This is a genomic window from Caballeronia glathei, from assembly GCF_000698595.1.
Lineage (GTDB): Bacteria > Pseudomonadota > Gammaproteobacteria > Burkholderiales > Burkholderiaceae > Caballeronia > Caballeronia glathei.
Genome location: NZ_JFHC01000013.1, coordinates 27,445 through 51,238, shown reverse-complemented (window position 1 = coordinate 51,238; position 23,794 = coordinate 27,445). Strand labels below are relative to the sequence as shown.

22 protein-coding genes and 2 pseudogenes are annotated in these 23,794 nt (G+C 61.5%); 12 read left to right on the top strand and 12 right to left on the bottom strand.

Features of this window, described 5'->3' with window-relative positions; genetic code table 11:
• Positions 1 to 222 precede the first annotated feature (222 nt).
• Complete coding sequence (locus tag BG61_RS11245; protein WP_035938696.1) at positions 223 to 849, top strand: dihydrofolate reductase family protein; 627 nt, start codon at positions 223 to 225, stop codon at positions 847 to 849.
• Positions 850 to 1,079: 230 nt separating this feature from the next.
• Here BG61_RS11245 and BG61_RS11240 read toward each other — a convergent pair whose 3' ends face one another.
• Positions 1,080 to 1,742: a VOC family protein gene (locus BG61_RS11240; protein WP_051672430.1), complete on the bottom strand. Its 663-nt coding sequence runs from the start codon at positions 1,740 to 1,742 to the stop codon at positions 1,080 to 1,082.
• Positions 1,743 to 1,898: 156 nt separating this feature from the next.
• On the opposite strand from BG61_RS11240, the gene BG61_RS41845 reads away from it, so the two are divergent.
• The gene (locus tag BG61_RS41845) at positions 1,899 to 2,147 is read left to right on the top strand and encodes a hypothetical protein (protein WP_129572295.1); all 249 of its coding nucleotides are present in this window, start codon (positions 1,899 to 1,901) and stop codon (positions 2,145 to 2,147) included.
• A gap of 29 nt (positions 2,148 to 2,176) precedes the next feature.
• Here the strand turns inward: BG61_RS41845 and BG61_RS11235 are convergent, their stop codons facing one another.
• From BG61_RS11235 to BG61_RS11225, 3 genes are all read right to left on the bottom strand, one after another.
• The gene (locus tag BG61_RS11235; RefSeq protein WP_035938568.1) at positions 2,177 to 2,944 is read right to left on the bottom strand and encodes a bestrophin-like domain; all 768 of its coding nucleotides are present in this window, start codon (positions 2,942 to 2,944) and stop codon (positions 2,177 to 2,179) included.
• A gap of 98 nt (positions 2,945 to 3,042) precedes the next feature.
• The gene (locus tag BG61_RS11230) at positions 3,043 to 3,297 is read right to left on the bottom strand and encodes a hypothetical protein (protein WP_129572296.1); all 255 of its coding nucleotides are present in this window, start codon (positions 3,295 to 3,297) and stop codon (positions 3,043 to 3,045) included.
• 59 nt (positions 3,298 to 3,356) lie between these two features.
• Positions 3,357 to 3,599, bottom strand: coding sequence for a hypothetical protein (locus tag BG61_RS11225; protein ID WP_129572297.1), 243 nt, complete (start codon positions 3,597 to 3,599; stop codon positions 3,357 to 3,359).
• Positions 3,600 to 4,017: 418 nt separating this feature from the next.
• On the opposite strand from BG61_RS11225, the gene BG61_RS11220 reads away from it, so the two are divergent.
• The gene (locus tag BG61_RS11220) at positions 4,018 to 5,598 is read left to right on the top strand and encodes an outer membrane protein assembly factor BamB family protein (RefSeq protein WP_035938571.1); all 1,581 of its coding nucleotides are present in this window, start codon (positions 4,018 to 4,020) and stop codon (positions 5,596 to 5,598) included.
• Between the two features lie 116 nt (positions 5,599 to 5,714).
• Here the strand turns inward: BG61_RS11220 and BG61_RS11215 are convergent, their stop codons facing one another.
• Together BG61_RS11215 and BG61_RS11210 are read right to left on the bottom strand one after the other, a co-directional pair.
• Positions 5,715 to 6,359 (bottom strand): hypothetical protein, encoded by a 645-nt coding sequence (locus BG61_RS11215; protein WP_035938572.1) that lies wholly within the window; start codon positions 6,357 to 6,359, stop codon positions 5,715 to 5,717.
• A gap of 332 nt (positions 6,360 to 6,691) precedes the next feature.
• The gene (locus tag BG61_RS11210; RefSeq protein WP_206540584.1) at positions 6,692 to 7,687 is read right to left on the bottom strand and encodes a LysR substrate-binding domain-containing protein; all 996 of its coding nucleotides are present in this window, start codon (positions 7,685 to 7,687) and stop codon (positions 6,692 to 6,694) included.
• Positions 7,688 to 7,735: 48 nt separating this feature from the next.
• Here BG61_RS11210 and BG61_RS11205 point away from each other — a divergent pair, with 48 nt between their 5' ends.
• Positions 7,736 to 9,391 (top strand): alpha-keto acid decarboxylase family protein, encoded by a 1,656-nt coding sequence (locus tag BG61_RS11205; protein ID WP_035938575.1) that lies wholly within the window; start codon positions 7,736 to 7,738, stop codon positions 9,389 to 9,391.
• A 247-nt stretch (positions 9,392 to 9,638) separates the two neighbouring features.
• Here the strand turns inward: BG61_RS11205 and BG61_RS11200 are convergent, their stop codons facing one another.
• Positions 9,639 to 9,926, bottom strand: a complete 288-nt coding sequence (locus BG61_RS11200; RefSeq protein ID WP_035938576.1) for a DUF1330 domain-containing protein — start codon at positions 9,924 to 9,926, stop codon at positions 9,639 to 9,641.
• A 333-nt stretch (positions 9,927 to 10,259) separates the two neighbouring features.
• Positions 10,260 to 11,165 (bottom strand): LysR family transcriptional regulator, encoded by a 906-nt coding sequence (locus BG61_RS11195; RefSeq protein WP_035938578.1) that lies wholly within the window; start codon positions 11,163 to 11,165, stop codon positions 10,260 to 10,262.
• 95 nt (positions 11,166 to 11,260) lie between these two features.
• On the opposite strand from BG61_RS11195, the gene BG61_RS11190 reads away from it, so the two are divergent.
• The 5 genes and pseudogenes from BG61_RS11190 (at position 11,261) to aroE (ending at position 15,112) form a co-directional block, all read left to right on the top strand.
• Entirely contained in the window at positions 11,261 to 12,211 is a 951-nt protein-coding gene (locus BG61_RS11190; protein ID WP_035938579.1) for a ketopantoate reductase family protein, read from the top strand.
• Positions 12,208 to 12,600 (top strand): VOC family protein, encoded by a 393-nt coding sequence (locus BG61_RS11185; RefSeq protein ID WP_035938581.1) that lies wholly within the window; start codon positions 12,208 to 12,210, stop codon positions 12,598 to 12,600. Before BG61_RS11190 ends, BG61_RS11185 begins: the two co-directional genes overlap by 4 nt.
• Positions 12,601 to 12,602: 2 nt before the next feature.
• Entirely contained in the window at positions 12,603 to 13,061 is a 459-nt protein-coding gene (locus BG61_RS11180) for a MaoC family dehydratase (protein WP_035938583.1), read from the top strand.
• Positions 13,061 to 14,271: pseudogene (locus BG61_RS11175) on the top strand (CaiB/BaiF CoA transferase family protein). The gene BG61_RS11180 and the pseudogene BG61_RS11175 overlap by 1 nt, the downstream one beginning before the upstream one ends.
• A gap of 7 nt (positions 14,272 to 14,278) precedes the next feature.
• The gene (aroE, locus tag BG61_RS11170) at positions 14,279 to 15,112 is read left to right on the top strand and encodes a shikimate dehydrogenase (protein ID WP_035938699.1); all 834 of its coding nucleotides are present in this window, start codon (positions 14,279 to 14,281) and stop codon (positions 15,110 to 15,112) included.
• 139 nt (positions 15,113 to 15,251) lie between these two features.
• Here the strand turns inward: aroE and BG61_RS11165 are convergent, their stop codons facing one another.
• Positions 15,252 to 16,394: an ACT domain-containing protein gene (locus tag BG61_RS11165; RefSeq protein ID WP_035938584.1), complete on the bottom strand. Its 1,143-nt coding sequence runs from the start codon at positions 16,392 to 16,394 to the stop codon at positions 15,252 to 15,254.
• Positions 16,391 to 16,558 carry a hypothetical protein gene (locus BG61_RS42780; RefSeq protein ID WP_161783672.1) on the bottom strand — a complete coding sequence of 56 codons (168 nt, stop codon included), beginning with the start codon at positions 16,556 to 16,558 and terminating at the stop codon, positions 16,391 to 16,393. Before BG61_RS42780 ends, BG61_RS11165 begins: the two co-directional genes overlap by 4 nt.
• 437 nt (positions 16,559 to 16,995) lie before the next feature.
• Here BG61_RS42780 and BG61_RS43910 point away from each other — a divergent pair.
• Positions 16,996 to 17,151: pseudogene (locus tag BG61_RS43910) on the top strand (DUF899 domain-containing protein); the annotation flags it as partial.
• Positions 17,152 to 17,325: 174 nt separating this feature from the next.
• Here BG61_RS43910 and BG61_RS11160 read toward each other — a convergent pair.
• Together BG61_RS11160 and BG61_RS42775 are read right to left on the bottom strand one after the other, a co-directional pair.
• Complete coding sequence (locus BG61_RS11160; RefSeq protein ID WP_035938586.1) at positions 17,326 to 19,527, bottom strand: phosphocholine-specific phospholipase C; 2,202 nt, start codon at positions 19,525 to 19,527, stop codon at positions 17,326 to 17,328.
• Between the two features lie 667 nt (positions 19,528 to 20,194).
• Positions 20,195 to 20,368, bottom strand: a complete 174-nt coding sequence (locus BG61_RS42775) for a hypothetical protein (RefSeq protein WP_161783671.1) — start codon at positions 20,366 to 20,368, stop codon at positions 20,195 to 20,197.
• A gap of 548 nt (positions 20,369 to 20,916) precedes the next feature.
• Between BG61_RS42775 and BG61_RS39995 the strand changes: the two genes are divergently transcribed.
• Together BG61_RS39995 and BG61_RS11150 are read left to right on the top strand one after the other, a co-directional pair.
• Positions 20,917 to 21,228 carry a DUF4148 domain-containing protein gene (locus BG61_RS39995; RefSeq protein WP_075584150.1) on the top strand — a complete coding sequence of 104 codons (312 nt, stop codon included), beginning with the start codon at positions 20,917 to 20,919 and terminating at the stop codon, positions 21,226 to 21,228.
• 771 nt (positions 21,229 to 21,999) lie between these two features.
• Positions 22,000 to 23,271: a porin gene (locus BG61_RS11150; protein WP_035938588.1), complete on the top strand. Its 1,272-nt coding sequence runs from the start codon at positions 22,000 to 22,002 to the stop codon at positions 23,269 to 23,271.
• The last annotated feature ends 523 nt before the right edge of the window (positions 23,272 to 23,794 follow it).

Sequence of the window (23,794 nt, the reverse complement as noted above, 5' to 3'; positions counted from 1 at the left end):
CACGTTTTCACGCAGCCTCGACCCAAAGCGAACATCGCATAAGACGTCCGCTCAGGTGAAGGCCAAAATTCATTCAAGCCGACGCCGCTTCGATGCATGGCTTGATTCAGGGTTGGGCGTGGCGCGCCCAGCACGTGTAACCCCCTGCGCTGGTTGTCGATCCACATGCGAATCGTTCGTCGTATCTACGGACCGACTGGGTCTGTCGACTTGGAGAACATTATGCGCAAGCTCATCGTTTCCGCTTTCATCAGCCTGGATGGCGTGATTCAATCCCCTGGCGGACCTGGCGAAGATCCGGGCGGCGAATTCCGCCTTGGTGGCTGGATAGTTCCCTATGCCGACGAACACACGAACCAAGACTTGCAGGACCTGCTGTCGCAGCCGTTCGAGTTGCTGCTGGGGCGTTGCACCTACGACATATTCGCTGCGTATTGGCCGCGCGTACCGGCCGATTCAGGCAGCCGCGCCATCGCTGAGTTGTTTAACAGCGTAACCAAGCACGTGGCCACGCATCGATCCGGTAGCCTTGACTGGCAGAACAGTCATGCGCTGGAGGGCGACCTTGCCGACGCGATACGCACGCTTAAACGTCAGCACGGCGCTAACCTATTGACGTTTGGTAGCGGCGACATGGTGCGCCAACTGCTCGTAGCCGGCTTGGTGGACGAGCTTCGGCTTCTGATTTACCCCGTCATACTTGGACGCGGCAAGCGCCTGTTCGGCGACAACGCACTTGCATCCGCCTTCACTCTGGCGCACTCGACCAGCACGCCTGGCGGCGTGCTGATTACCCGCTACATGCGCAACGGTGACGTTCGCACAGGAGCGTTCGAAGAAGTCGATTAAGGCACGAATTGCAGCCTGACAAACCATTCAGGCCGAACCGGTTTCGCGGGGCGGCCAGATTCTGGCGTTCGGGCCTTGACATCCGATTCTGGCCGAACGCGAAACTTCATGGACGGCAAGCCAATTAATCGGCTTGCCGTCATGCCAGGCGTCGCTAGCTGAATCCTGGCCGCCGCCCTCTCCCCGGCGGCCTGCCCCATCTACCTGCCGCAAATGCTCATGCCGGCAATTTACCCGCCGGCCTGCTCACGCACGATGAACTCGGCATACCAGTCGGGCCAGTTTTCATCGTGCTTGCCCGTTAGTTTCTCGTGCTCGCCGTGCGCGGCCGCAGCACGGCGAAGCGCACTTGCGAGCTCCACCGACGAAGTGAATGTCGTGCCGTTCGTGTCGACTCTTCCGGGGAACCGTTCGGTCACCTCCTGGAATACCCAGCCGTTTCCGTCGGGATCGCTGAACGACGCGAAAGAACCATAGCTTTTTCGCGCCGGATGCAAGCCGCTCACGCGTCCTTCTTCACCGGCATGATGGAAGACGCCGCCGACGTCGTGGAAGATCTCGCTGACGTCGACGCCACGACTCACCAGCTCTGCGCGCGCGGCTTCCACGTCTGACACAATCAGATGGAGTCCCTGCGATGAGCCAGGCGCCTCTGTCGTGACACCCTTGCCGAACAACACCGAACAGTGCGAGCCCGGCGGCGTGAAGTGTACAACCCGAAACTGATCGTCCGTCGCGATATCGACGTCAAGCCTCCAACCTAGCCCCGCGTAGAACTGCTTCGCGCGATCGACGTCCGACACGGGAACGACGACCACCTCGAGTTTCATGTCGACCGTTCCCGGTTTTCCGGTGGTCGACGCTGCCTCGCTGCGCGCCTGCTCAGTGTTCATGTCGAGCTCCTTACGATTGGGTGGGTGGTACAAGGGTGGAAAATGCAAACAGGCACACCACGGGAACAGGCAGACGATTCGATCGCTCCTTTGTATCAGTCGCCCGCAGGTTCAGGCTTCGGTGGCTGGCCCGTCTGATTTTCAAGTGACCGGGCCTTGAAGCCCGATCGAAACGTCGTACAAGATAGCTTACTGCGGATCGCCAATGCTTACGCAACATTTCTGGGAGACCGCTATTCTCGTCAAGAAGAGATGACGCGTTCGCAGGAGCAGCCGCCTTCGGTTCCGGACATGGCGACGACCATTTTCGCCTTGCCAGCAAATGCCGAAAAATCGATTGGGAGCCGTCAGTCATACGCTTCGAAAACCGGGCAGCTTGAGATTGCCGTGGCTCCTGCGAATTGAACCGATCATCGTCAATCTTGCTGCTGCATTCACTGCGAGCTGAGCGAACGTTCGAGAACAAGAAGATTTTGCGGCGCGACCCTGATTACACCGCCGCGCGGGCTGTCGACGTCGGCGATCAACGCGAAAGAGATCGCCACCACCAGTGGCCAGATAAAAAGTATTGCGCCCTTGCCGTCCTGCGTGCGCTTGCCGTAACCGACGAGTCCATTGCAAAGTACCGCAATCACGATCATCAGCGCCCAGGCGCCCGGCGGGATGCGATTACGCCACGCCGCTTCCGTGTAGCCCTCCGCGTTGAAGACATCGTTCATGCCGGATACGACGAGCGCGGAAATTGGTGTCGGTTGTGCCAAGGCCGTCGCGCGCACGGTGGACCACAGATCCGTTTGAAGCTGGGCCGTATCCGAACTGATCTTTTGCAGCCGGTCGACCTCACGCACCGTGTAGAACAACGTGCGTTGATCGGCGTAGCGAATCAGCAGCGCGCGGACTTTGGCTCCATCGGCCGCGGGCAGCAAGTCTGCGCGCGAAAACTCCGTGCCGATCGCGTTGGCCTCCTCTTCCTCGTAAGCCTTGCGCTGGTCATAGCGGCTGACAGCCATCGAAAAGCTGAAACCGATGATCAGACCAAGCAGCGTTAGCGTGGCGGCCCGAATGACAGCATAATCCTCCCGTGCCTCGGCGCTCTGATTGCCACGCCGTTTGGAGAACCTTGAGCCAAGATAGGCGGACAGCCAGAGCAAAACAAACGAAAGGAGAAGAACGACGGGCGGTCTGTCGATGATGATATTCATGAGTTCCCCGCGGCAGGAAGGTGCATGTAATGATGCCATGGACGGAGGTTGTGGCAAACGTCGCGGATGTCTGGCAGAAAAGCCCCCGCCTTCGTCACTCAGGTCTGGAGGGCGCGCTCGGCGTCGGCCAAATGGGCCCGATCGAAGCACGTATGGATCGCGGCGATCTCGCCCGCCGCGATACCGCGGAATTCGATCGGCGCACCCGCTGTCAATTCGGGCACTGACTCCCTGAAATCGAAAGCGAACCTGTCGATCAGGATCGCCACAATCGACCCGGCCGGTCCCGGTCGGACGCTGACCCGGCGCAGTGCTCCGCCATTGACCAGTTCGCGTAGGGCAGAAGTCGACATATAGCCGGCCGCTCGCCCCATCGAGTTTCATCGGCGAAAATCGATCGTCTAGTCGCTGGTCATCGAACGGAGTCCGGATCGGTCAGCAACAGTTGTGCGTCGGGTTGCTTCTCTAACTGTTCTTTAACGTGGTTGAGATCAAGCACCTGCTGGCGCACATGCAGCCGTGCCGTCTTCGCTTCGAGTCCTGAAGGCTTGGTTAGGTCCGCTGTTTCGATCGCATCCAGGTACCGCTGAACGCTCAGTATTAGCGCCGCGTGTCTCATCCCTGAAAACAGAGTGCCGGATTTCGCTTCCCGCAAGCCAATGCTGCAGGGTGAGTGCCCGACTTCGAAATGCTGGTTGCCGCAATCGCCGATGGTCCCTCTTTTGACGTTGAAGCCGATATCGACTTTGGATCGATTGAATGTCGCATTCGCGTGAAGCCGTTATCACAGAGGTCCGATGTCACTGCGGCAAAGCCGTTGATCTAGTGCACCACGAGAGACGTCACGCCAAAAAAAACGTTGTGTGCACCCTGATGAAGTTGTAGTGTGCGTGACTAGGTCGCCGTCCTGCTCCGATATCGCCATATAAACGCAGACAATAAATACAAGATCGCGGACACGACGACCTCATGATGCAGCACCTTTGTGTCAGGTCACACGGCTTTTCCGAGATTCCTTCGTAGCTGTATTGCGCAGACCATTCGCATACATCCATCTATGTCGGAGACATGCCATGCACAAGACCCCTTCCGCGCAGCACGCGGCCGCGCTCCTCCTAGCTGCCGTCCTGGCGATGTCGGCGCCCGTATGCGCCGACGCACAATCCACTGCACCGACCGCGCACACTCAATCGCGATCGCATGATGCCGACGCGACCCATGACGGCGTCGGACCACGAACAGACCCGCCTTTCAGGGCCTCACGAAAACAGAGCGCGCGGACCGCGGCGACGATACCGGGCGCCAGCGCGCTGACCGTCGCCACGGACTGGCCGACCTTCGGGATGAACAACCAGCGCATCGGTTACAACCCGCTCGAAACGGTACTAGGCGTGGGCAACGTTTCACAGATGCGGGCGCACTGGTCGACCGACATCGGAGGCCCGATCAGCACGCAGCCGACGCTGGCTACAGGCATACTGATCAATGACGTGCCGACCGATGTCGTGTACGCCGCGACGTGGCTCGGCAGGACCGTCGCCCTGGACGCCGCGACGGGTGCGATCATCTGGAGCGTGCAGGCGCCCACCGTGCAGACCGACTGTTCCGACTTCGACGCGTCCAATGGCCTGCTCGGCACGATCGGCACGCCGGCTCTCGATCGCGCGACCAATCGCTTATACATGGTCACAGCCGACGGATTCCTGCATGCGCTCGATCTGTCGACCGGTGCCGATTTGATGCAGCCGGTGCAACTGATGGATCCGGAAAACACGCCACCGAGAACATTCGTGTATGGCGGCCCGACGCTCGACGGCACCGATATCTACCTCACCACCGCGAGCCGTTGCGACCTCAGGCCGTATCACGGACAGGTCATACGCGTGTCGACCACGAGTGGAGAGATCCTGCAGCGATGGTATCCGACGGGTGCCACAGGCCCGGACGGCGGCGGCATATGGGGTCCCGGCGGTGTCTCCATCACGCCGCGCGGAGCGTCGGTCTACACCGCGACGGGCAACTCATTCTCGGAACCGGAAAACCTTCCGTATGGCGAGCACGTCGTCAAGCTGACGCGCAGCCTGGAGGTCCAGGCTGCGAACTCGCCCGCGCCTCCGAGTGGCAACGACGTGGACTTCGGCGCGACACCGCTCCTCTTCCAGACCAACAGTTGCCCGCCGATGCTCGCCGCGATCCAGAAGGGCGGCATGCTGTACATCTACAATCGCAACACGCTGGAGAGCGGGCCTACCAACTCTTTTTCGCTCGGACGAGGAGGCTTCAACGGCATACCCGCATTCGATCCGAATCTGAATCAGATCTATGTCAGTACGGGGCTCGTCACCAACGGTCTGGTTGCGCTGTCGGTCCGCTCGGATTGTTCGGTTGCGATTGCGTGGAATCTGCTCGTCAGCGGCAGTTCGATCTCTCCTTCGATTCCGCCCGTGGCGGCAAACGACGTGGTCTACTATGTCTCGGGTGTCGCGAGCGAAGTGGTCGCGGTGGATGCGCGCAGTGGTCAGTTGCTCTGGAGCACCAATCAGCTCCCGGACGCCGATCGCGTCACCGGTGGAATTTTCGCTTCTCCGACGGTCGTGAACGGGCAATTGTTCGTTGCAGGTTTCGACCATAAGATCCATGCCTACGGGCTGTAGCGATGGCGGGTGATGCAGGCGCGAGCGCACAACATGGTGCGCTCGTGCGCGATCGGCGCGCGGCTGCGTTCGTGCAATCGCCTCGCGCTGCTGCGAGCACAGGCCCCGACCGTCGTTCAGGTTTGGTTATTTGCTTCGCAAGCGTCCCAGTACCGCAGCGGATCGCGATGTTGCGGATAGCGCAGGTCGAGCCACACGGACAGTCTGGTCCATTCCGGGTGGTTGGTACCGGTTTGAGCAGACCAGATCGACGACCGCTCAAGGATTTGGCCGTTCGCGCGATCCCGGACAAGCAGGCTGCCCAGTCCGCTTGAACTGTTCGCCTGTGATTCAACCTGATAGCGTGACAAAACCCTCAGTTCAGCATTCTTTGCCCACCCATATAGGGCGCGGACCACACCGGACGGGTCTCGCAACTCTATGGGACCGCTCTCCGGGCGAACGGCTGCCCATCCGTCCGGAAACTCGGCGACCACCTCGTTCGTACCCTCCCTCACCCATCTCACGCGCCATGCGCGCACCATCGCCTCGCGCATGCGAGACACCGACTCGTACCCGGCAGGCAACTCGATTGCCATCGGAAGCGTAATCAGGTTGTCTTTCCAGAGTCTGGCTTCGTCCTCGACGCGCTTGACCTCCTCGAACACACCTGCGTCAAATGGGTTCTCGGGCCGGCTCGATGCTCTGGCTTTCCCGGCGGGCAGACCCTCGAAGAGGCGCTCAGCATCCTGGCGGGTAAGTTTTGTCTTTCCTTTCTTCATTTGTATCTCTGCCGCGTGATTGTTTTGCTAACGCCTGAACACGGACGACCGATGTCAGGCGCCGCCTCCTCTCAGGCACCTTTAAAGGTGCGTACGATCCTATTCTGCGCTATTCGCATGGTTCCGGCTCGTGTGGCGGCAATGGCGCAACTCGTGCCGCAGCCTCAAATGGATCGATTCACACAAGGACCGACACCGAACTTCGGTACATCACCCGTCACAGCCGCTCATCGCATCGTCTTCCAAACGGCCGTTCACAAGATACAGCTGTCTTTAACGGGTTCCCTAGAGGCAGCCGAGCGGCGCGATGTCTGTGACGATCTCGCACGATCTCAGGCCGACTCGGGTTCCTTCATGAAGCCCGGACCGACATCGAAGCCTAATGCCGTTGACGCGATCATGATCCAGGCCTGGCAGCTTCGACTCACATAGCTGCCGGAACGCCGGACGAGTGCAAGCTCGTAGGAAAGCCTGGGATTGACGAGCGGGATCGCGACCAGTTCTGGCGACGCAATCTTGTCCCAAAGCGTTTGGGGAAAGATCGTCACACCCATCCCCGAGCGGACCATTGCAATCACGAGGTCCAGGTGACTGCTGCGGCCCGCAGTCCTGGGTACGAATCCATGGACGCCGCAAGCGCTACGAATCAGATCGTTGATTCTGAAATCGTCCGTGAACGTGACGAATGATTCCGCTGCGAGGTCCGCCACACGTACTTCGCGCTTTCGGGAAAGACCATGCTTGCGATCGACGACCAGCATCAGTCTGTCCGCCGCGAAGCGCTGAATCTCGAACTCCTTTTCGTCGAGCGGAAGCATTGCCGCGGCGACCTCGACAAGCCCTTCTCGTAGCGCACCTTCCATCTGGTTCGTGCCCAGTTCGACGATCTGCAGATCGACATGCGGGCACCGTGCACGAAACGCCGTGATCACCTCGGCGAAGAACGTGGAACCGACGACGGGTGGCAGGCCCACACGCAGCGTACCCGTCATGGCATTGCTCGCGTCGCGCAGTTCGCCGCGAAGGTTGTTCACCTGCTGGAGGATCAGCCTGGCGTGACGGAGAAGAATCACGCCTTCGTCCGTGAGGCGAACGCTTCTGGGCTCCCGAATCAGCAGCCTGTGACCCAGTTCATCCTCCAGCTCCTTGATCCCGCGGCTGATTGCCGGCTGCGTCACATGCAGCGTTTCGGTTGCCCGGCCGAATCCATTGTGGCGAACCACCTCGACGAAGTATCGAAGCTGTCGGATATCCATTTCCCGATCCATAACGAACGGTAATCGCATGGATGATAACAAGGAATTTCCATTATCGCAGCGGGTCGCCAATACTGGGTCCGTGGGTCATCAAACTTCTTTTTGCAATGGAGAGAAATCATGAGCAAGACGGTTATTCAGCACGTTCTTTCGCGCCTGAAAGAGTTGGGTATCAAGGACATTTTCGGCGTCGCGGGCGACTATGCGTTCCCGATCGAGGACGCGGTGTGCGCAGACAAGGACATGCGATGGGTCGGCAGTTGCAACGAGCTCAACGCTGCGTATTCGGCTGACGGCTACGCGCGCATCCACGGCATGGCGGCGCTCAGCACCACCTACGGCGTCGGTGAACTCAGCGCGATCAACGGCACCGCCGGCTCGTACGCAGAATTCTTGCCCGTATTTCATCTGGTAGGCATGCCGGCGAGCGGCGTGCAGACAGCGCGCCGGCTCGTCCATCACACACTTGGCAACGGCGAATTCGAAATTTTCTACGACATGGTCGAACCGGTTGTTTGCGCGCGCGCCATCATGACGCCGGAGAACTGTGTCGCCGAGACCGAGCGGCTGATTTCAGCGGCGTTACAAATGCGTCGACCAGTCTACATGGGTTTCCCGTCGGACTACGCGAATATGCCCGTCACCGGCACGGTCGAACCCGCTCCCGATCACCCTCCCCGCCCCGCGACCGATCCCGTCGCGCTGAATGCGGCGGTTGCGGCGATCGTCGATGCACTGCTTCCAAGCAAGACCGCATGCATCGTCCCCGGGATTCTCGTATCGCGCGCCGGACTGGCCGATCATGCACTCGCCATCGTCAACGCTTCCAATCTCCCTTTCACGACGATGTTCATGGACAAATGCGTCCTTGACGAGTCCCACCCGAACTACATCGGCATGTATGACGGCAAGCTGATGAACGAACAGGTGCGTGTCTTCGTGGAAGGATGCGATTGCGTGATCGGCATCGGAGCCATGCTGACCGACTTCAACTCCGGTTCGTTCACCGCGCAGATTGACCGCTCGAAGAGCATGAATATCATGCTCGACACGGTTCGCGTCGGTAACGCGTCCTATAACAATGTCCGCATGGAAGACGTGCTGACCGAACTGGCCCGAAGAATTCCCCGCAAGGAGGTGTCTGCCCCGCCCGTGCAAGGGTTGGGAGCGCCAGTCGGCAAACTGGAAGGTCCGGTAACCGCCGACTATCTCTATCCGCGTTGGCAACAGATGTTAAGGCCCAACGATATCGTGATCGCCGAGACCGGAACGGCCTCGATGGGGCTCGGCTTTGCCCACATGCCAAAGGGAGCGACCTTCCAGAACCAGACGCTATGGGGTGCCATCGGGTGGGCAACGCCCGCCGCATTCGGTGCCGCAATCGCCGCACCCCATCGCAGAACGATTCTGATTACTGGCGAAGGGTCTCATCAACTCTCCGCGCAGGAGGTCAGCCAGTTCCATCGATTCGGCCTTAAGCCGATCATCTTTGTGTTGAACAACGATGGTTACCTGATCGAAAGGCTTCTTTGCAAAGACCCGGAGTCGTACTACAACGACCTTGCAAAATGGAACTACTCGAAGCTTCCGGAAGCACTGGGTTGTGATGGCTGGTTCACTGCTCGCGTGACAACGTGCGCCGAACTGGATCAGGCTATCGCCGCCGCGGAATCATGCGGTACCGGAGCGTACATCGAGGTAATAGCAGGCCGGTATGAAGCGTCGCCGCTTTCGATGAAGCTTCACGAGTCCGTTGATACGCTCTATTCCGCTTGATGCATCGTGCAGCACCTTGCCCGTGGGGCAAGGTCAGGATCATGCAGCCGTCTGATGCGAATGTCGCATCAGACGGCTGCAACCAGATTCGCATCCGAACGCGAAGGTATCGAATACATGAGCGACGCCTCCCCTCGGATGGATCGACGTGTCTGCTGTCAACGCGGAGCCGACGTCCGAACGTCCGATGACGGGTAGAGGCGAATGACCCTTCGTTTCCCGAAGACGGCCCCGCCGGCGCCTTTCGTCACATGCCTTCGACGAGAACGGCGCGATAGCGCGCGCCCTTGAACCGGTGCTGCGCAACTTCCTGATACGTCGGGCTGTCGTACCACGCACGCGCGGCCGCCGTCGAAGGAAACTCCACGATCACGACGCCCTCTGGCGCGTCGCCCTCAAGGACCTGTTGAGGTCCGTAGGCAGCGAGAATCTTGACAGGATGACCTTTGAAGGTCTCGCCTACCTTGCTTTGATAGATGTCGAGCTCGCCCTGATCCTGCGTGCTTTCCTTTGTGAAGACAATATAAGTCGCCATGACGTACGCTCCTGCGGTGGTGTGGTGTGAAGGTGCACACGATGATGCCATGAAACCGCATTGACCCTCTATGCGCGGGATCGGCGCAGGTGTCGGCCCGTCACTTGGGTGAGAGCCCCCCGGTCCTCGCAAACAGACATTCGCGAGGCGATCGGAGTGGGCAGCAATACCCTGGCCGGTCCCCCTCCTCGCGTCGGAGGCATATCGGCCCCTTGCGGCCTTCCAGCACCAAACCTGCACAATGGCGGGTCCAGAATGGGAAGCGGACCTCGCTTCAGTGCCGTCACTCATCGATGACCGACACCCGAAGACTCCGTTTTCGTATGCGACAGCTCAGCGCAAACTGCTGAACAACTGAGCCACCAGATCGCGCAGCCAGCGATTGCCTGCTTCGTGATGGTACCGGGCGTGCCAGTGCTGTCGCACCGCAAATCCCTCCACGGGAATCGGACAGGGATGGATCGAGAGGTCATTGACCTTTGCCAGCGTCTGGCCGATATGCCGTGGCAGCGTGGCAATCAGGTCGGTCGTCTGGATGATCGCCCCCAACCCGAGAAAGCCCGGCAACTCCAGCACGACGTCCCGCTCGATTTGTTCGCGCACGAGTGCCTGTTCCAGCAGTTGTGCGCCGGTCCCCGCCGCGATGGCGACATGCCCCTCCGCGCGGTACTGCTTCACCCCGAGCCTCGCACGCAGTCGCGGGTGATGGCGGTTGGTCAGGCACACCCAGTCCTGCATGTACAACTGCTGCTGGTAAATGCCGCCGCCCAGCCACGGCACGTGGCCGATCGCGAGATCGGCCTCGCCCGATTCCAGCGCCCGTTCGGTATTCCCGTCGATCCTCGCCGCCTCCAGACGGATACCCGGCGCCTGCGCGCGTACATGCGCAAGCAGACGCGGAAGAAGCGTGACGTGGCTCGCGTCGGTCATGCAGATACGAAACCGCCGTTGCGCCGTCGCGGGATCAAACGCGATCTCCCACGCTGCGAAGCGCCGGAGCGACTCGAGAATCTCGCGGCACGGCCCGATCAAGGCATCGGCCTGCGGCGTCGGTGCCATGCCGCCCGGCGTTCGTATGAACAAGGGGTCCTGCAGAAATTCCCGCAATCGTCCTAGCCAGATACTGACTGTCGGCTGGCTCTGCCCGAGTTGCTCCGCCACGCGGGTGACGTTGCGCGTGTCGTACAGAAGGTCGAAGAGCTGCAGAAGTTTCAGATCGGGGAGCTCGGGCAAAGACATGGAGTTATTGTCCAATGCAATGACGTCATTGTAGCCATTGCATTGCCGATATGAACAGCAACTCGTATCGTGGACTCCAGGTCAAGGAGAAACCATTGAAGATTGCGATTCTGGGTGCCGGCGCGCTGGGCTGCGCCATCGGCGCTGCGCTCACTGAAGCCGGTCACGAGACGTGGCTGCTCAACAGATCGGTCGCGCATGTCGAAGCCATGCGCCGGGAAGGCCTGCGGGTCGACGACGCCAACGGTTCGCGGCGTGTCATGGTCCGCGCAACGACACGCGCCGGCGAGGCCGGTGCGGTTGATCTGGTCGTCGTGCTCGTCAAGTCGTTCCATACCGACTCGGCGATGCGCGGCGCACTGGAGCTGATCGGCCCCGACACGCAGGTGCTGTCCTTGCAGAACGGCCTCGGACACGAGGATGTGCTCGCCGGCATCGTGGGCCGCGAGCGCGTGCTGGCAGGAAAGACCTACGTCGGCGGCGTGATGCGCGCTGCGGGGCACATCCAGTCGGGCGTCGCCGGCAAAGCCACCTACATCGGCGAACTCGATGGCCAGCTCACGCCCCGTGTGCTCGCGATCGCAGACGCATTCAATGCCGCCGGTCTTGCCACCACGGTCAGCGACAACATCGTCGGCACGATGTGGGACAAGCTGCTCGTCAACGTCGCCACCGGGGCGCTCACTGGTGTCACGGGCCTCACCTACGGACAGCTCTATGACGAACCACTGCTGAAAACGACCGCCCTCGCAGCCGTCGCCGAAGCGATGACAGTCGCACGTGCCGCCGGTGTGAAGCTCTCCATGACCGATCCAGAGGAGGCTTGGACGCTGGCCGCCGAGGGACTGTCTCCCGCCTTCAAGACCTCCATGCTGCAAAGCCTGGAAAAAGGCTCGGTCACCGAGATCGACTTCATCAACGGTTCCGTTGTGCGCTGGGGGCAGCGTCACGGCGTGCCGACTCCGGTCAACGCGACGCTCACGGCCTGCGTCAAGGGCATCGAGCGCGCCATGACCGACCGACAACACAAGGAGACGACCGCATGAACGTTCCAAAGGCATATCTGGAGCACGTCGCCATCTGGGTGAAGGACATCCACTGGCACATCCGCTTTTTCGAGCAGGTCCTCGGCATGACCATGCGCGAGGTGGACGGCACGCGCGAAGAGCCGCGGCAGTACTGGACGCTCGGCGGCCTGCAATTCATCCATGACCCGCGCCATGAAGGTCCCGAAGGCCGGCTCGCGCATCTGGGCGTGATGTGCGAAGACCTCCAGGCTGCGCTGGTCGCGGCGCAATGGTTCGATGTCACCGAAATGCCGCAGGGTCGCAATTGGCTTCGCCTGCCGGACGGCCTCGCCGTCGAACTTATTCAGGCCAGGCCCGCCGCGTGCGTCGCGCAGGCGCTGGCGATCGATCCACGCGCGGAGGCGTGACCATGACCATCATCGAGAAATACTGGGACGACGCCCGCGAAGGCGACGAGTGCGTGAGCCCGACCTACACCGTCACGAAGGAGCGCATCCTGGCCTACGCCGACCTCACGGGCGACCACACGCCGGTACACGTCGACGAGGAGTACGCCAACGCCAGCCATTTCGGCTCGATCGTCGCGCACGGCTTGTTCGGCCTGTCGATTGCCGATGGCCTCAAGACGCAGAGCGACTACCGATTCCTGCCGGGCATGTCGCTCGGCTGGACATGGGATTTCCTCTTGCCTATCAAGGTCAACGACGTGCTGCACGTCAAGTTCCGCGTCGGTTCGATGCGCGCGAGCAAGAGCCGCCCCGACTGGGGCATCGTCGCGCTGCCGTCCGATCTGATCAACCAGGACGGCCAGGCCGTGCAGCGCGGCGAGCATCGCCTGATGGTGCCGCGCCGTCCGGGAGCGTTCTGATGCAAGCCCGTCCTCTCGAAGGTATTCGCGTCGTCGACTACAGCCACTTTCTCGCGGGCCCGTACGTGGGCGCTGCCTCGCGGCTCTCGGCGCCGAAGTGATCAAGGTCGAGCGTCCCGGCAGCGGCGATGCAGGCCGTCAGCACGCCACTGTGCTCGATGACCAGCAAAGCGGCTACTTCCTGCAACTCAACATGGGCAAGCGGGGTGTCAGCGTCAACATGAAGGATGCGCGCGGCAAGGAGTTCATGCAGCGCCTGTGCGACTCGGCGGACGTGTTCATCGAGAACTACCGGCCGGGCGCGCTGAACAAGCTGGGGCTCGGGTATAAAGAGTTGTCGGCGCGTAACCCACGTCTCGTCTATTGCTCGATCTCGGCTTACGGCCATACCGGACCGGACGCGCATCGCGCGGGCTTCGGTCTGATCGCCGAGGCCAGGAGCGGCATCATGCAGATGGTGGGCACGCCCGGCGAGCCGCCGCCGCTCTTGCGCATCTCGCTCGGCGACATGTACACCGGCATCCACGCGGTGGCGGCGATCAACGCCGCGCTGCTGGGCCGCGTGACGAGCGGCCGGGGCCAGCACATCGACATGGCGCTGTACGACACGCTGGTGTCGATGCACGAGTACGCGGTGCAGTGCTACACGATGCAAGGCGTGCTGCCCGAGCAGACGGGTCACGACATGCCGACGTCGACGCTCTACGGCGTGTTCCGCGCGGCCGACGGCGATCTCGTGATCGCGGCACAGGTGGACGATGCCTGGAAACGCTTCGCCGCGCTGATCGAAGCGCATGGGGGACCGGCCGGCTTCGGCGCCGACGCCCGATTCCACACCCTCGCGGGACGCAACGCGAATCGAAGCGAGATACTTTCGGTGATCCAGCCCTGGGTTGCCGCCCGCCCGGTGGCGCAGGTGCTGGAACTGCTGGATGGCATCGACGTGCCTTGCGCCAAGGTGCAGCGCATCGACGAAGTGCTCGCCGATCCGCAGATCAAGGCGCGGGGCATGATCGTGGAGCAGGATCATCCGCGCTACGGGACGCTGCGCATGCCGAACCTGCCGTTTCGTTTCTCCGACTGCGACACGACGATCCGCGATGTCGCGCCGGACCTCGGACAGCACAACGCGGAAGTGGCGCAGTCGCTCGGCTTCGGCCCGGCCGAGATCGACGCCATGCAGACCGATGGCGTGCTCTTTTCAAAGTGAGGACATGATGACGGACCAATACGCGGTGATCGGCAATCCGATCGGACACACCAAATCTCCCCTGATTCATGGTCTCTTTGCAGAGGAGACGCAGCAGGACATGGTTTATACGGCAATCGAAGGCCTGCTGGAGCCGGACGAAGCCTTTGCCGACACCGTGCGGGCGTTCGTCGCGGCGGGTGGCAAGGGCATGAATGTCACTGCTCCCTTCAAGCTGAAGGCGTTCGCAATTGCCGACGAGCGCAGTGAGAGAGCGGAACTCGCCGGAGCCGTCAATGCCATGAAGTTCGAAGACGGCCGCATCGTCGCCGAGAACTTCGACGGGATTGGACTCGTGCGCGACATCGAAGTCAACCTGGGTCTGCCGATGGCTGGCAAGCGCGTCCTGATCCTCGGCGCGGGCGGCGCCGCCCGCGGGGCATTGCTGCCGTTTCTGTCGGCGCGTCCGGCTGAAATGGTCATTGCCAATCGCGACGTGACGAAAGGTCGGGCACTCGCGGCCAAGGTCGGCGCGCGCGGCCCGCTGCTCGCCTGCGGTTACGGCGATCTCGAAGCGATGGGGCGCTTCGACCTGGTGGTCAACGCCACGTCGGCCAGCCTTACCGGCGAACTGCCGCCCGTCCCGCCGCGTGTCTTCAGCCCGGAGGGTACGGCCTATGAACTCGCCTACGGCAAACGGTTGACGCCCTTCCTGCGGCTCGCGCGCAATGCAGGCGTGCGCACTGTCGCGGACGGCGTGGGGATGCTTGTGGAACAGGCGGCAGAAGCCTTCGACTGGTGGCGCGGCGTGCGCCCTCAGACTCGCGCCGTGATCGACCGGCTCACGGTGGCGCTGGACTGAAACGGGATAGATATAAATCACAACAGGTTCGGCATGCGCGACCCGATCTCCGGGCTGGATCGGCAGCGTCGCGCACCAGGCGACATCCTTCGCAATCGGGAACCTTGCGATCCAGCGCCAGGAGGCCAGGCGCGCAGGATCAGGCGGGGCCTTCGTCCAGTGCCATGTCGGCCATCATTTCGGCGGCGAGCGATTCGAGCAACGCTCGCAGTGCCTCGATCGACATCGTTTCAGGCACCGCGAGCACCGCCTTGACGCCAAACTGATGCGGCCCGGCAGGCGCATGCGCCAGCTCCGTGCCCAGTTCCTCGATGCTGATATCGTGCGCCGACAGACTGGCCGACAGATCCCGCACGATGCCCGGACGGTCGGGAGCGGTCAGCTCCAGCGACACGCGGCGCCGGCCACGCCCGAGCGGCGGCGGCTCGCTGCGCGCGATCACGACGCGCAGCCCCGCGCTTTCGAGATCGCGCAATGCGGTGGTGAGCGCGTCGGCGTGACGCTGCGCGACTTCGAACTGCACCATGCCGGCGAACTGGCTGCCGAGACTCGCCATGCGGCTGCCGGTCCAGTTGGCGCCAAAGGCCCGCGCGCGCTCCGAAAGCAGGTTGACGATGCCTGGACGGTCTGCACCGATCGCCGTGACGACGAGCGTGGCAAGCGGCCCCGACGGCTCCTCGGCGAGTTCGATGCGCCGGCGGATGATCGGCGCGCGCGTGGCGAATTGCTCGTCCTGAGCGATCGCCGGCAGCTCACCGTGTTCGCGTGCGTGATGGGCAACGCGCAGCAATAGCGCGAGCCCCATCGGCGCCAGCGCGCGCTCCCAGAGTTCCCGCGCGTTTTCGCCTTGCTTGACGAAGCACCAGTCCTGTGCGGCGATCGCGCCGGCATCCCAGCCGTGCGACAGGTGGTATATCGAGCCGCCGGCGATCGGGTCGCCCTCCAGAATGGTCCATTCGACCGCCGCGATACCACGATGGCGAGGCAACAGCGAAGGGTGATAGCCAACGCCGCCCAGGCGCGAACGCGCGAGCGCCTCGTCGCTCACGCGCGCATGCGTGTGCGCGGCGACGATCAAGCCGGTGTCTTCAGGAATCGCGCTGCCTTCGACGAGCCTTGGATTTTCGTGAATCACCGTCGGCAGGCCGGCCTCACGGCCCGCCACGGCAAGACGATCATCGGCGGAAGGCGCCACCACGCCGGCAATCTCGATGCCGTCGTTCCGGAACGCTTCCAGCACCGAAGCGCCGAAATATCGGGAACCCACGATCGTGCATTTCATTCATCTGCCTCCTGTCGTGCGCGGGCATCCGCGCAAGGGCGAAGAAACTGCGCTGCATCTGCGACCGCCAGCAGCAGTTCGTCAATAGAACCGACCTCGATAAAGCGTTCATGCGTCTCGACCAGCTTGACCGCGCGAATGACGGGACCGGGTAGTGAAATCACGGGATGTACCGGACGCAGTCAATGGAGACCATGTAGCGCAGACCTTTCGCGAATCGCGTCCGCCTGCTTACAGAGGTGAGCCGCATGAGAATGCAAAATCCAGGCGAGGCGCACATTGTCAACGATTTGCCGACTGGTGTCGAACGGCCCGTTCTGGCTGCGGATTCAACCGGTCGATGCAACACACTGGCGGCGTGCTGATCGTCCATTTTTTGTTGGACGCCATAGGGAACGCGTTATCGTCTTCAGGCCACTCGCCTGAAACCCGCGCCGGGGTGTCAAGAGAATCGTGCCCTCGCCGGTGTCGCCCTTACGTAAGATCCGGAGCGGGTCGGTACGACCGGCCATCCTGTTTGCCGAAGGGCACCTGCTGCGCGATGACCGACCCCGAACGACTGCCTGCGGCTGCGTTCCGTCAGCGCCCTGCCTTCCGCGCGGACTCGCCCGAGGGCTATCCTGTGACCCCGACCTGCAAGTACCGGAACTGGCACGATAGCTACGTCGCGGACGCACCGCCAGACAAGAAGTGGGTCGAGGTGTCGGACGCCGGAGGGGCGGCGTCCCGGAACCAGCGAACGGACAGGAATCCGTAAGCCAGGTCTATTCCGATGGAGCCCACAAGGGACGACGCCCGGCTTGAGAGGCCCGCGATCCGCCATGGGGCACAAGCGCCCTGCTCCCCAAGCGGGCATACACCACGAAGCGGCAGAGCGGCGGCAAGCGGTGGGATGCTCCGACCGTTGCCGCCGCCGCGCCGATGGGTATGTTCAGGCGACCTTGCCCATTGCCGGATCGGAGATGGAGTCCTTGCCGCTCTCGACACGACCCGCGAAGCGCCGCATGAACGACGGCGCCGCATCACAGCCGACGACGAAGTCATACCAGCCGCCGCTGTCGCCGAGCGTCCAGGTGAACTCGCCGACAGCGCCCGGCGCCACGCGCACGGTCCACGGTCCGTCGTTCCGGTAGGCTTGCGCACGCATGCTGAATGTGCAGGCACCCGCGCCACGGTTGTGCAGCTTGACCTCGACTTGCGGGGGGTCGCACAGCACGTAACACACCTGAATTTCCGGGCCGCCTGCTGGCGACTGCTCGCCCAGATTGCCGACAAACTCGCGGTGATAGCCATTCGGCCCGAGCACCCACAGATCGTACTTGCCCGCGTCGGCGCTGGCGCTCCACGTGCCCTCAAGCGTCTTGCCCGCTTCGACGACATAGCGTCGCGGGATCTGGTCCAGATGGAGCTTGTCGTACACGTGGAAGACGGCGCCCGCGCCATTCAGACTATTGTTGGCGAACGCCAGCGTGACGGCTCCGGCGCGCGCATCGGCACGTGCCGTCGTGTGCAACTCATACGGCAGCGCGCGCGACGGACGCGTGCCGCTCTCCTGCACGGGCAGCATGGCCGTGGCCGGCACGGGAATCTTGGGCAATGCCGCCTGGGCCGCGATCAGGTTGTCGACCGCGACCTTGGTGCTCCTGCCCGCCAGCGTCGGCAGCTTCTCGGTGTTCGGATTGACGAAATTGAAAGCCGACGTCAGATCGCCGCAGATCGAACGACGATATGCCCCGATCTGCGGCTCGCGCACGCCGAAGCGCTTTTCAAGAAACAGCAGCGTCGACGTGTGGTCGAACGTTTGCGAATTGACCCAGCCGCCGCGGCTCCACGGAGAGATCACCCACAGCGGGACGCGCGGACCCGGGCCGAAGGGCTTGCCATCCTGCTTCAACTGATTGGCCGTCGCCGGCTGATAGTTGAAGTACTCGAAGGCCATGTCGGCATCCGCGAGCGTGCTTGCGCCCGCCAGCGTGCCGTCGCTGTTGCGCGAAGGCGCCGACGGCGGCGGCAGATGGTCGAAGAATCCGTCGTTCTCGTCGTAATTGACGAGCAGCACTGTCTTGCTCCACACGTCCGGATTGGCCGTCAGCGAGTCCAGCACTTCCTGCACATACCAGCCACCCTGCGCAGGGCTCGATGGCCCGGGGTGCTCGCTATAGGTCGAGGGCGCGATGATCCACGACACCGCCGGCAGCGTGCCGTTCTGCACATCGTCGCGCAGTGCCTGCAGGAACCCGTCCGGCATCGTGTTGCCAAATCCCTTGGCAAGCGGGCTGAGCGCGTCGTCGATCGCCGGGTCGTAGGCCGGCGAAACGGCCGGCAGCGCAACCGGGCGGCGTCCCGCCGGCATGCCTTCCATCGCGGCTCGCCAGTGGCGGAAACCCATCATCTCGTTGCAGCCGTAATTGTCGGCGAGGCTCTGATAAACCTTCCACTTCACACCGGCCTTCTCGAGCCGGTCTGCGTATGTGGTCCACGTCCAGCCTTGCGAGGACGGTCCGACGTCGTTGCCGCCGTTGAATTCGTTGACCATTGCCGCGACGTTGGCGCCGCTCGGGCCGTTGGTGCCGGTCCAATAGAACAGGCGGTTCGGGATCGTGCCCGTATGCATGGAGCAATGGTAGGCGTCGCACAGCGTGAAGGCTTCGGCCAGCGAGCGCTGGAACGGCACCTCCGCGCCCTCGTAATAAGACATGGACAGCGGTGTCTTCGCAGTCGGCCACTTGCTCATGCGGCCGTGGTCCCATGCCGCCTGCGCGTCGGGCCAGGTGTGCGGCGTGCTGCCCGCGCGTTGAGCATTGCCCTTGCTCTCGTCGAGTCGATAAGGGGTGACCGTGACGCCCGCGGTGTTCGTCTGGTAGAACACGTTCTTCCCGTTCGCAAGAGGAATCGGGAAGCGGTCTCCGTAACCGCGCACGCCCTTGAAGGTACCGAAGTAGCTGTCGAACGCACGGTTCTCAAGCATCAGCAGCACCACGTGCTGAACGTCCTGAATGGTGCCGGTGACGTTGTTCGCCTCGATTGCCAGTGCCCGGCGGATACTGTCCGGGAAAGCAGTCAGCGTTGCCGCTGCGGCCGCGGTGCCGAGCGAGGTGCGCAGAAATTTGCGCTTGGAAGCATCAAAGCTCATCGAGATAGGATTTCTTGTTGGAGTTGGCGGATGTTGGATCGTCTTTGACCGCTCAGGGAGCCGGCGCGCAATGTGCGCTGGCGCATGCGCCCGGAGAGGCGCCGCTGTTGTCGCTGGGGTTCGGAGCCGGGTCACTGCCCCCGCCGCAGGCGGTCAGGAACAGCGCGAGGCACAGCGCGCCAGCTCGCAGCAAGGGGGGCGTGATGCGGGCAGACGGGGGAAATCGCAGGGAGACGGATCTGTTCATCTATAGGAAATTCGAGTTGACTTCGAAGGATGAACTGCAACGATGTGCAGACGAAGGTCGTGCCTGCACGGCAAAGCGCGTCGCCGCAGTCGCCGGAACGAACCCGGCACACACACCGCTGAATTGAGACGCAGGGAACGCCGTCCAATGCTTGCTTTAACGCGGTAATGATTAAGTAAGCGATCGCATTGTTTACGTATGCTATGTCAGTAATATGAAAGCGCTGCTCTTTGAATTCCTTCGGCTAAGGGAACGCGCCCGCCGACCGCGAACGCGCGTCCCGGTTTTCGAACAGCAACACGCCCGGTTTGATATACGCGCCGTAGTGGGGCGACGAGCCGATTCGCGCGCCTTCCGGTAGGCCCGCTACGCGCCCCGCGACATCCGTTTCGGTGAGTTGCTCACTCGCCGTCCTCTTGCTCACGGATCTTCAGGGAAGGCGGCTTCGGCCGTAGTTGGCGCGACCGCAAAGTCGCGCACGGCGGTCGCGTCCCATTGCGACAGCCCCGTCTTGACGACTACGCGGTCGCCGACCGTCATGATCCGGATGCCTGAGAACAGACGCTCGTCCGGCAGCCATCGGTAGTGGCGCAAGTAATACTGTTCACAGCGACTTTCGTTATAGCGCCCTTCTTGATGCGACTAAGCAGCACGCGTGGACGTATCCGCGGTGCCTGAGCGGTTTTGGCGCACCAAGCGACTGCGCTTCAAAGTCGGGACGATGACGAATCGCTCGTAGCACGCGAGGCATATTTGCGACTTCCCGATTCCTACAGCCCAACGAAACGAAGGATTTGGGAGCCGCTCAACGGACTCCAGTTGCTCGAGGGTCATAAGGGCCCGGGAACACCATCCATCAAAAAACTGTAGAGACGTCCTGACACAGGCCGACCTCGACACCAAGACCCGCATGCGGATCGACTACATCGCGGCGGTGGCTTCAAGGACGTGACGGCCCTCGTTCGCGCAGTCTGCGAGCGATGCAGTAACGACACCGAAGACCCACACAGTGAAAAATCCTTCACACCGTCGAAATCCGTTCGTCGTACCGGCATTGCTACCTTGGTTCACATCCATTCCACGAGAGTTCTTCTCGATGTACGTACGGTTCCTTCTTCTTAACTTTGTTATTTCGTATTGCCATGAAAAATAATCTGAAAATCGTAGCTGCCAGCCTTGCGCTGTCCGCCAGTACTTTAGCGTTCGCAAGCCCCCATCTTACCCCGCAAGAATGCAATGGCTATCCGTTCAGGAAGCCCGTAGGCGAGGTAACCCACGCGCAATTGATACAGGAGCTTAGTGAACTTGAATCCGTTGGATATCAGCCATCCGGCGCCGAGCCTGATTATCCATCTGATATCTGGCGGGCCGAGAGAAGGTTGCACGCGGTCTATCAAAGGGATTGCACCTCACCTATGCGAGCTGATAGCTCTCAAACACCCAGCTCTCCCTAACGCCTGCATTTAACAACCGGAGGCAGCGCAGGCGATCGTCGTCCAAGAAGATCGCAATCCCACGGCGATTCGCAATCGCCAACGCGAGACATGCTCGGCACAGATGTGTTTGCCCTGGCAACTTGCAACTCTGACATGCCCTTATGACTCGACAGTGCACCGGCGGCCGAAGGTCGATCGACTCGCCTTTGGAAGCAAGTTCGCGCCGGTCGCACCTTCGATGATTTGTCATCGAAGCGGGAGACTCGCACGCCCGGATCGGCCTGCTTCGCGTCGCTGGCCTTTGCCGTCAAGACGGAAGCGGGAGGTTCACGGTCTTCACGCATGCTGAATCACCGCAGCTTATCTGACCGAGCACCCCGACTATCGAGGCCTCGGTGCATTCGTTCGACTCCCCCCTCGACGTGCCCACGACGATAACTCGTCGGCATCATGCTCATGGCCTCGATCCCACCAACTCCACTCATCGACTTGTCCGAATCTCGGGCGTCCCCCCTGATTGTCTGCGGGTCCCGCAAGTCACTTTCAAGTCGCAACCGATCTTCCTCGACACTTTTTCTGAAAGACAGAGTTTCGCGTGCACACCGCTTCGACAACCTTATATTCACGTGGAAGCGAGAGCTAGCTTGCAATCTGCTCACACCAGCAATCGAGGCAACCAAGGCGACTCGACAAGGTGTCGATACATCGCGTTTATGGCATCACGTTGCTGTGCCGTCGCGCGGCACCACCAGCCATGCTCGCCCCCCTTTCAAATCAGGAGACAATATTGTGAAGAAGCACATCCTCGCCTCGGCGATTTTAAGTTCCGCGTTTGGTCTTGCTCACGCTGACGACGGAAACAGCATCACGCTCTATGGTGTGCTCGACGTCGCCGTCGGGGCTGTCGAACACAGTCCGAACGGCAGCGCGTTCTTCCCCGCTACGGTTAATCCCGTCAGCAAAGTGAGCACGGCCTTCAATCATTCGGTCATCGGCATGTTCAATGGCGGGATTTCGGACTCGCGCTGGGGCATTCGCGGAAACGAGGATCTCGGAGGAAACCTGCATGCCTTCTTCGGCCTTGAATCGGGGATCAACGTACCAACCGGCAACATCAACAATGGGGCAGCGTCAGTAGCAGGGTCGAACAATACAGTCGGCGCTGCTTCCGCGTTGAGCGGCCAGATCTTCAATCGCGGCGCCTTCGTGGGCCTGCGGCACGACACGTATGGGTCCGTTGAACTTGGCCGAACGACGACGCTCGGCTTCGATACGATCCTCAATTACGATCCCGTCTTTGCTGCGCAGCTTTTCTCTCCGCTCGGATTCTCGGGGTCTTATTCGGCCGGTGGCATTACGGAAGGGTCGCGGACGGACAACAACATCAAGTATCAAAACCACACGGGTCCGATCAATTATGGCCTCTCGTACAGTCTCGGCGGGATTGCCGGCAACTACCGAGCCGGCTCCACAATCGGCGCCAACCTGGGATATGAGGACCACAACTTTGGAATTCAGGCAACGTACTACAGCGCACGGGATGCGATACACTCGGGCGCCCTCGTTGGCGCCAACCCGATCGGAAGTCCGCTGACAGGAACCAATGTCGGAGCTCTCACGCTTGCGAACGATGAGGACGTCATGATCGCGGCCAAATATGCGATCGGCGCGGGAACAATCAAGGTCGGCTACGAGCGCTTTGAACTGCGGGCTCCGTCTGATCCCGTCGGGCCGGGTGTCACGACGAACTATTTCGGCTTTTCCGGCACACTGACCAACACGGTCAACCCTACAAAATCAAACGTGTACTTTGCTGGGGGAGATTACAAGTTCACCCCGAGGCTAGATGTCGCTGGCGGCTTTTACGACACGCAGACCGTTCAGTCTACGGGCGTTGCCGGCGGCAACCAGTTGCAATACTCGATCCTTGCCGACTACAGATTTACGCGCCGCACCGACGTCTATGCCGGTTTCATGTTCTCGAAATTCAACGGGGCGGCGTTTAACGGGTTTGAGCCGACAAACTATATTGCAGCGACCGGGATTCGCACGCTCTTCTGAACACCTTCACGGACCCGCGACAACCGCCTAAGTGTGCGTCTCGATAGCGAGCCAGTCGGTCTCGTAGAGACTGCCTACTCGGCCATACTCCATTTGCATGGTCGGTGATTTTCCAAAAACACTCAGCGTCGCCTTCACAACACACCTTCGAGGGCGACCGCTTCGACAAAATTATCCATCGCCACGGCGCGCTCCCTTGAGTCATCGGTCTGCTATTTGCAGACCGTTGATCGTCTGACCACGAGGCATGCGTTCACGCCAGCGAATAGGCGCAGCTTCGCTGCCGTCAGCAATTTTCACATTACCAACCGCATTGGGTATCTGCGCTCGACGCGGCATTTCATACATCGAAAGCCGATCTCGCCATGAACTGCGAATACAAGCTCTCGATGGGGCATCGCGCCAGCTTGTCCGAAGACATGCGAGTGGTCGGGATCGTGAAAAACACTTAATCAACACGCACCTCGCTCTTTAGCCTCGACGAATGATCATGGCCTTTGATACTTCACCAGGCAAGCTTGAT

What these genes read in the sequence shown, in the direction of transcription:
- BG61_RS11245 (WP_035938696.1), top strand. Translation starts at nt 223, where the DNA reads ATGCGCAAGCTCATCGTTTCCGCTTTCATCAGCCTGGATGGCGTGATT.
- BG61_RS11180 (WP_035938583.1), top strand. Translation starts at nt 12,603, where the DNA reads ATGACCATCATCGAGAAATACTGGGACGACGCCCGCGAAGGCGACGAG.
- BG61_RS11230 (WP_129572296.1), bottom strand. Translation starts at nt 3,297, where the DNA reads ATGTCGACTTCTGCCCTACGCGAACTGGTCAATGGCGGAGCACTGCGC.
- BG61_RS11240 (WP_051672430.1), bottom strand. Translation starts at nt 1,742, where the DNA reads ATGAACACTGAGCAGGCGCGCAGCGAGGCAGCGTCGACCACCGGAAAA.
- aroE (WP_035938699.1), top strand. Translation starts at nt 14,279, where the DNA reads ATGACGGACCAATACGCGGTGATCGGCAATCCGATCGGACACACCAAA.
- BG61_RS11200 (WP_035938576.1), bottom strand. Translation starts at nt 9,926, where the DNA reads ATGGCGACTTATATTGTCTTCACAAAGGAAAGCACGCAGGATCAGGGC.
- BG61_RS11220 (WP_035938571.1), top strand. Translation starts at nt 4,018, where the DNA reads ATGCACAAGACCCCTTCCGCGCAGCACGCGGCCGCGCTCCTCCTAGCT.
- BG61_RS11195 (WP_035938578.1), bottom strand. Translation starts at nt 11,165, where the DNA reads ATGTCTTTGCCCGAGCTCCCCGATCTGAAACTTCTGCAGCTCTTCGAC.
- BG61_RS39995 (WP_075584150.1), top strand. Translation starts at nt 20,917, where the DNA reads ATGAAAAATAATCTGAAAATCGTAGCTGCCAGCCTTGCGCTGTCCGCC.
- BG61_RS11185 (WP_035938581.1), top strand. Translation starts at nt 12,208, where the DNA reads ATGAACGTTCCAAAGGCATATCTGGAGCACGTCGCCATCTGGGTGAAG.
- BG61_RS11215 (WP_035938572.1), bottom strand. Translation starts at nt 6,359, where the DNA reads ATGAAGAAAGGAAAGACAAAACTTACCCGCCAGGATGCTGAGCGCCTC.
- BG61_RS11160 (WP_035938586.1), bottom strand. Translation starts at nt 19,527, where the DNA reads ATGAGCTTTGATGCTTCCAAGCGCAAATTTCTGCGCACCTCGCTCGGC.
- BG61_RS11165 (WP_035938584.1), bottom strand. Translation starts at nt 16,394, where the DNA reads ATGAAATGCACGATCGTGGGTTCCCGATATTTCGGCGCTTCGGTGCTG.
- BG61_RS11205 (WP_035938575.1), top strand. Translation starts at nt 7,736, where the DNA reads ATGAGCAAGACGGTTATTCAGCACGTTCTTTCGCGCCTGAAAGAGTTG.
- BG61_RS11235 (WP_035938568.1), bottom strand. Translation starts at nt 2,944, where the DNA reads ATGAATATCATCATCGACAGACCGCCCGTCGTTCTTCTCCTTTCGTTT.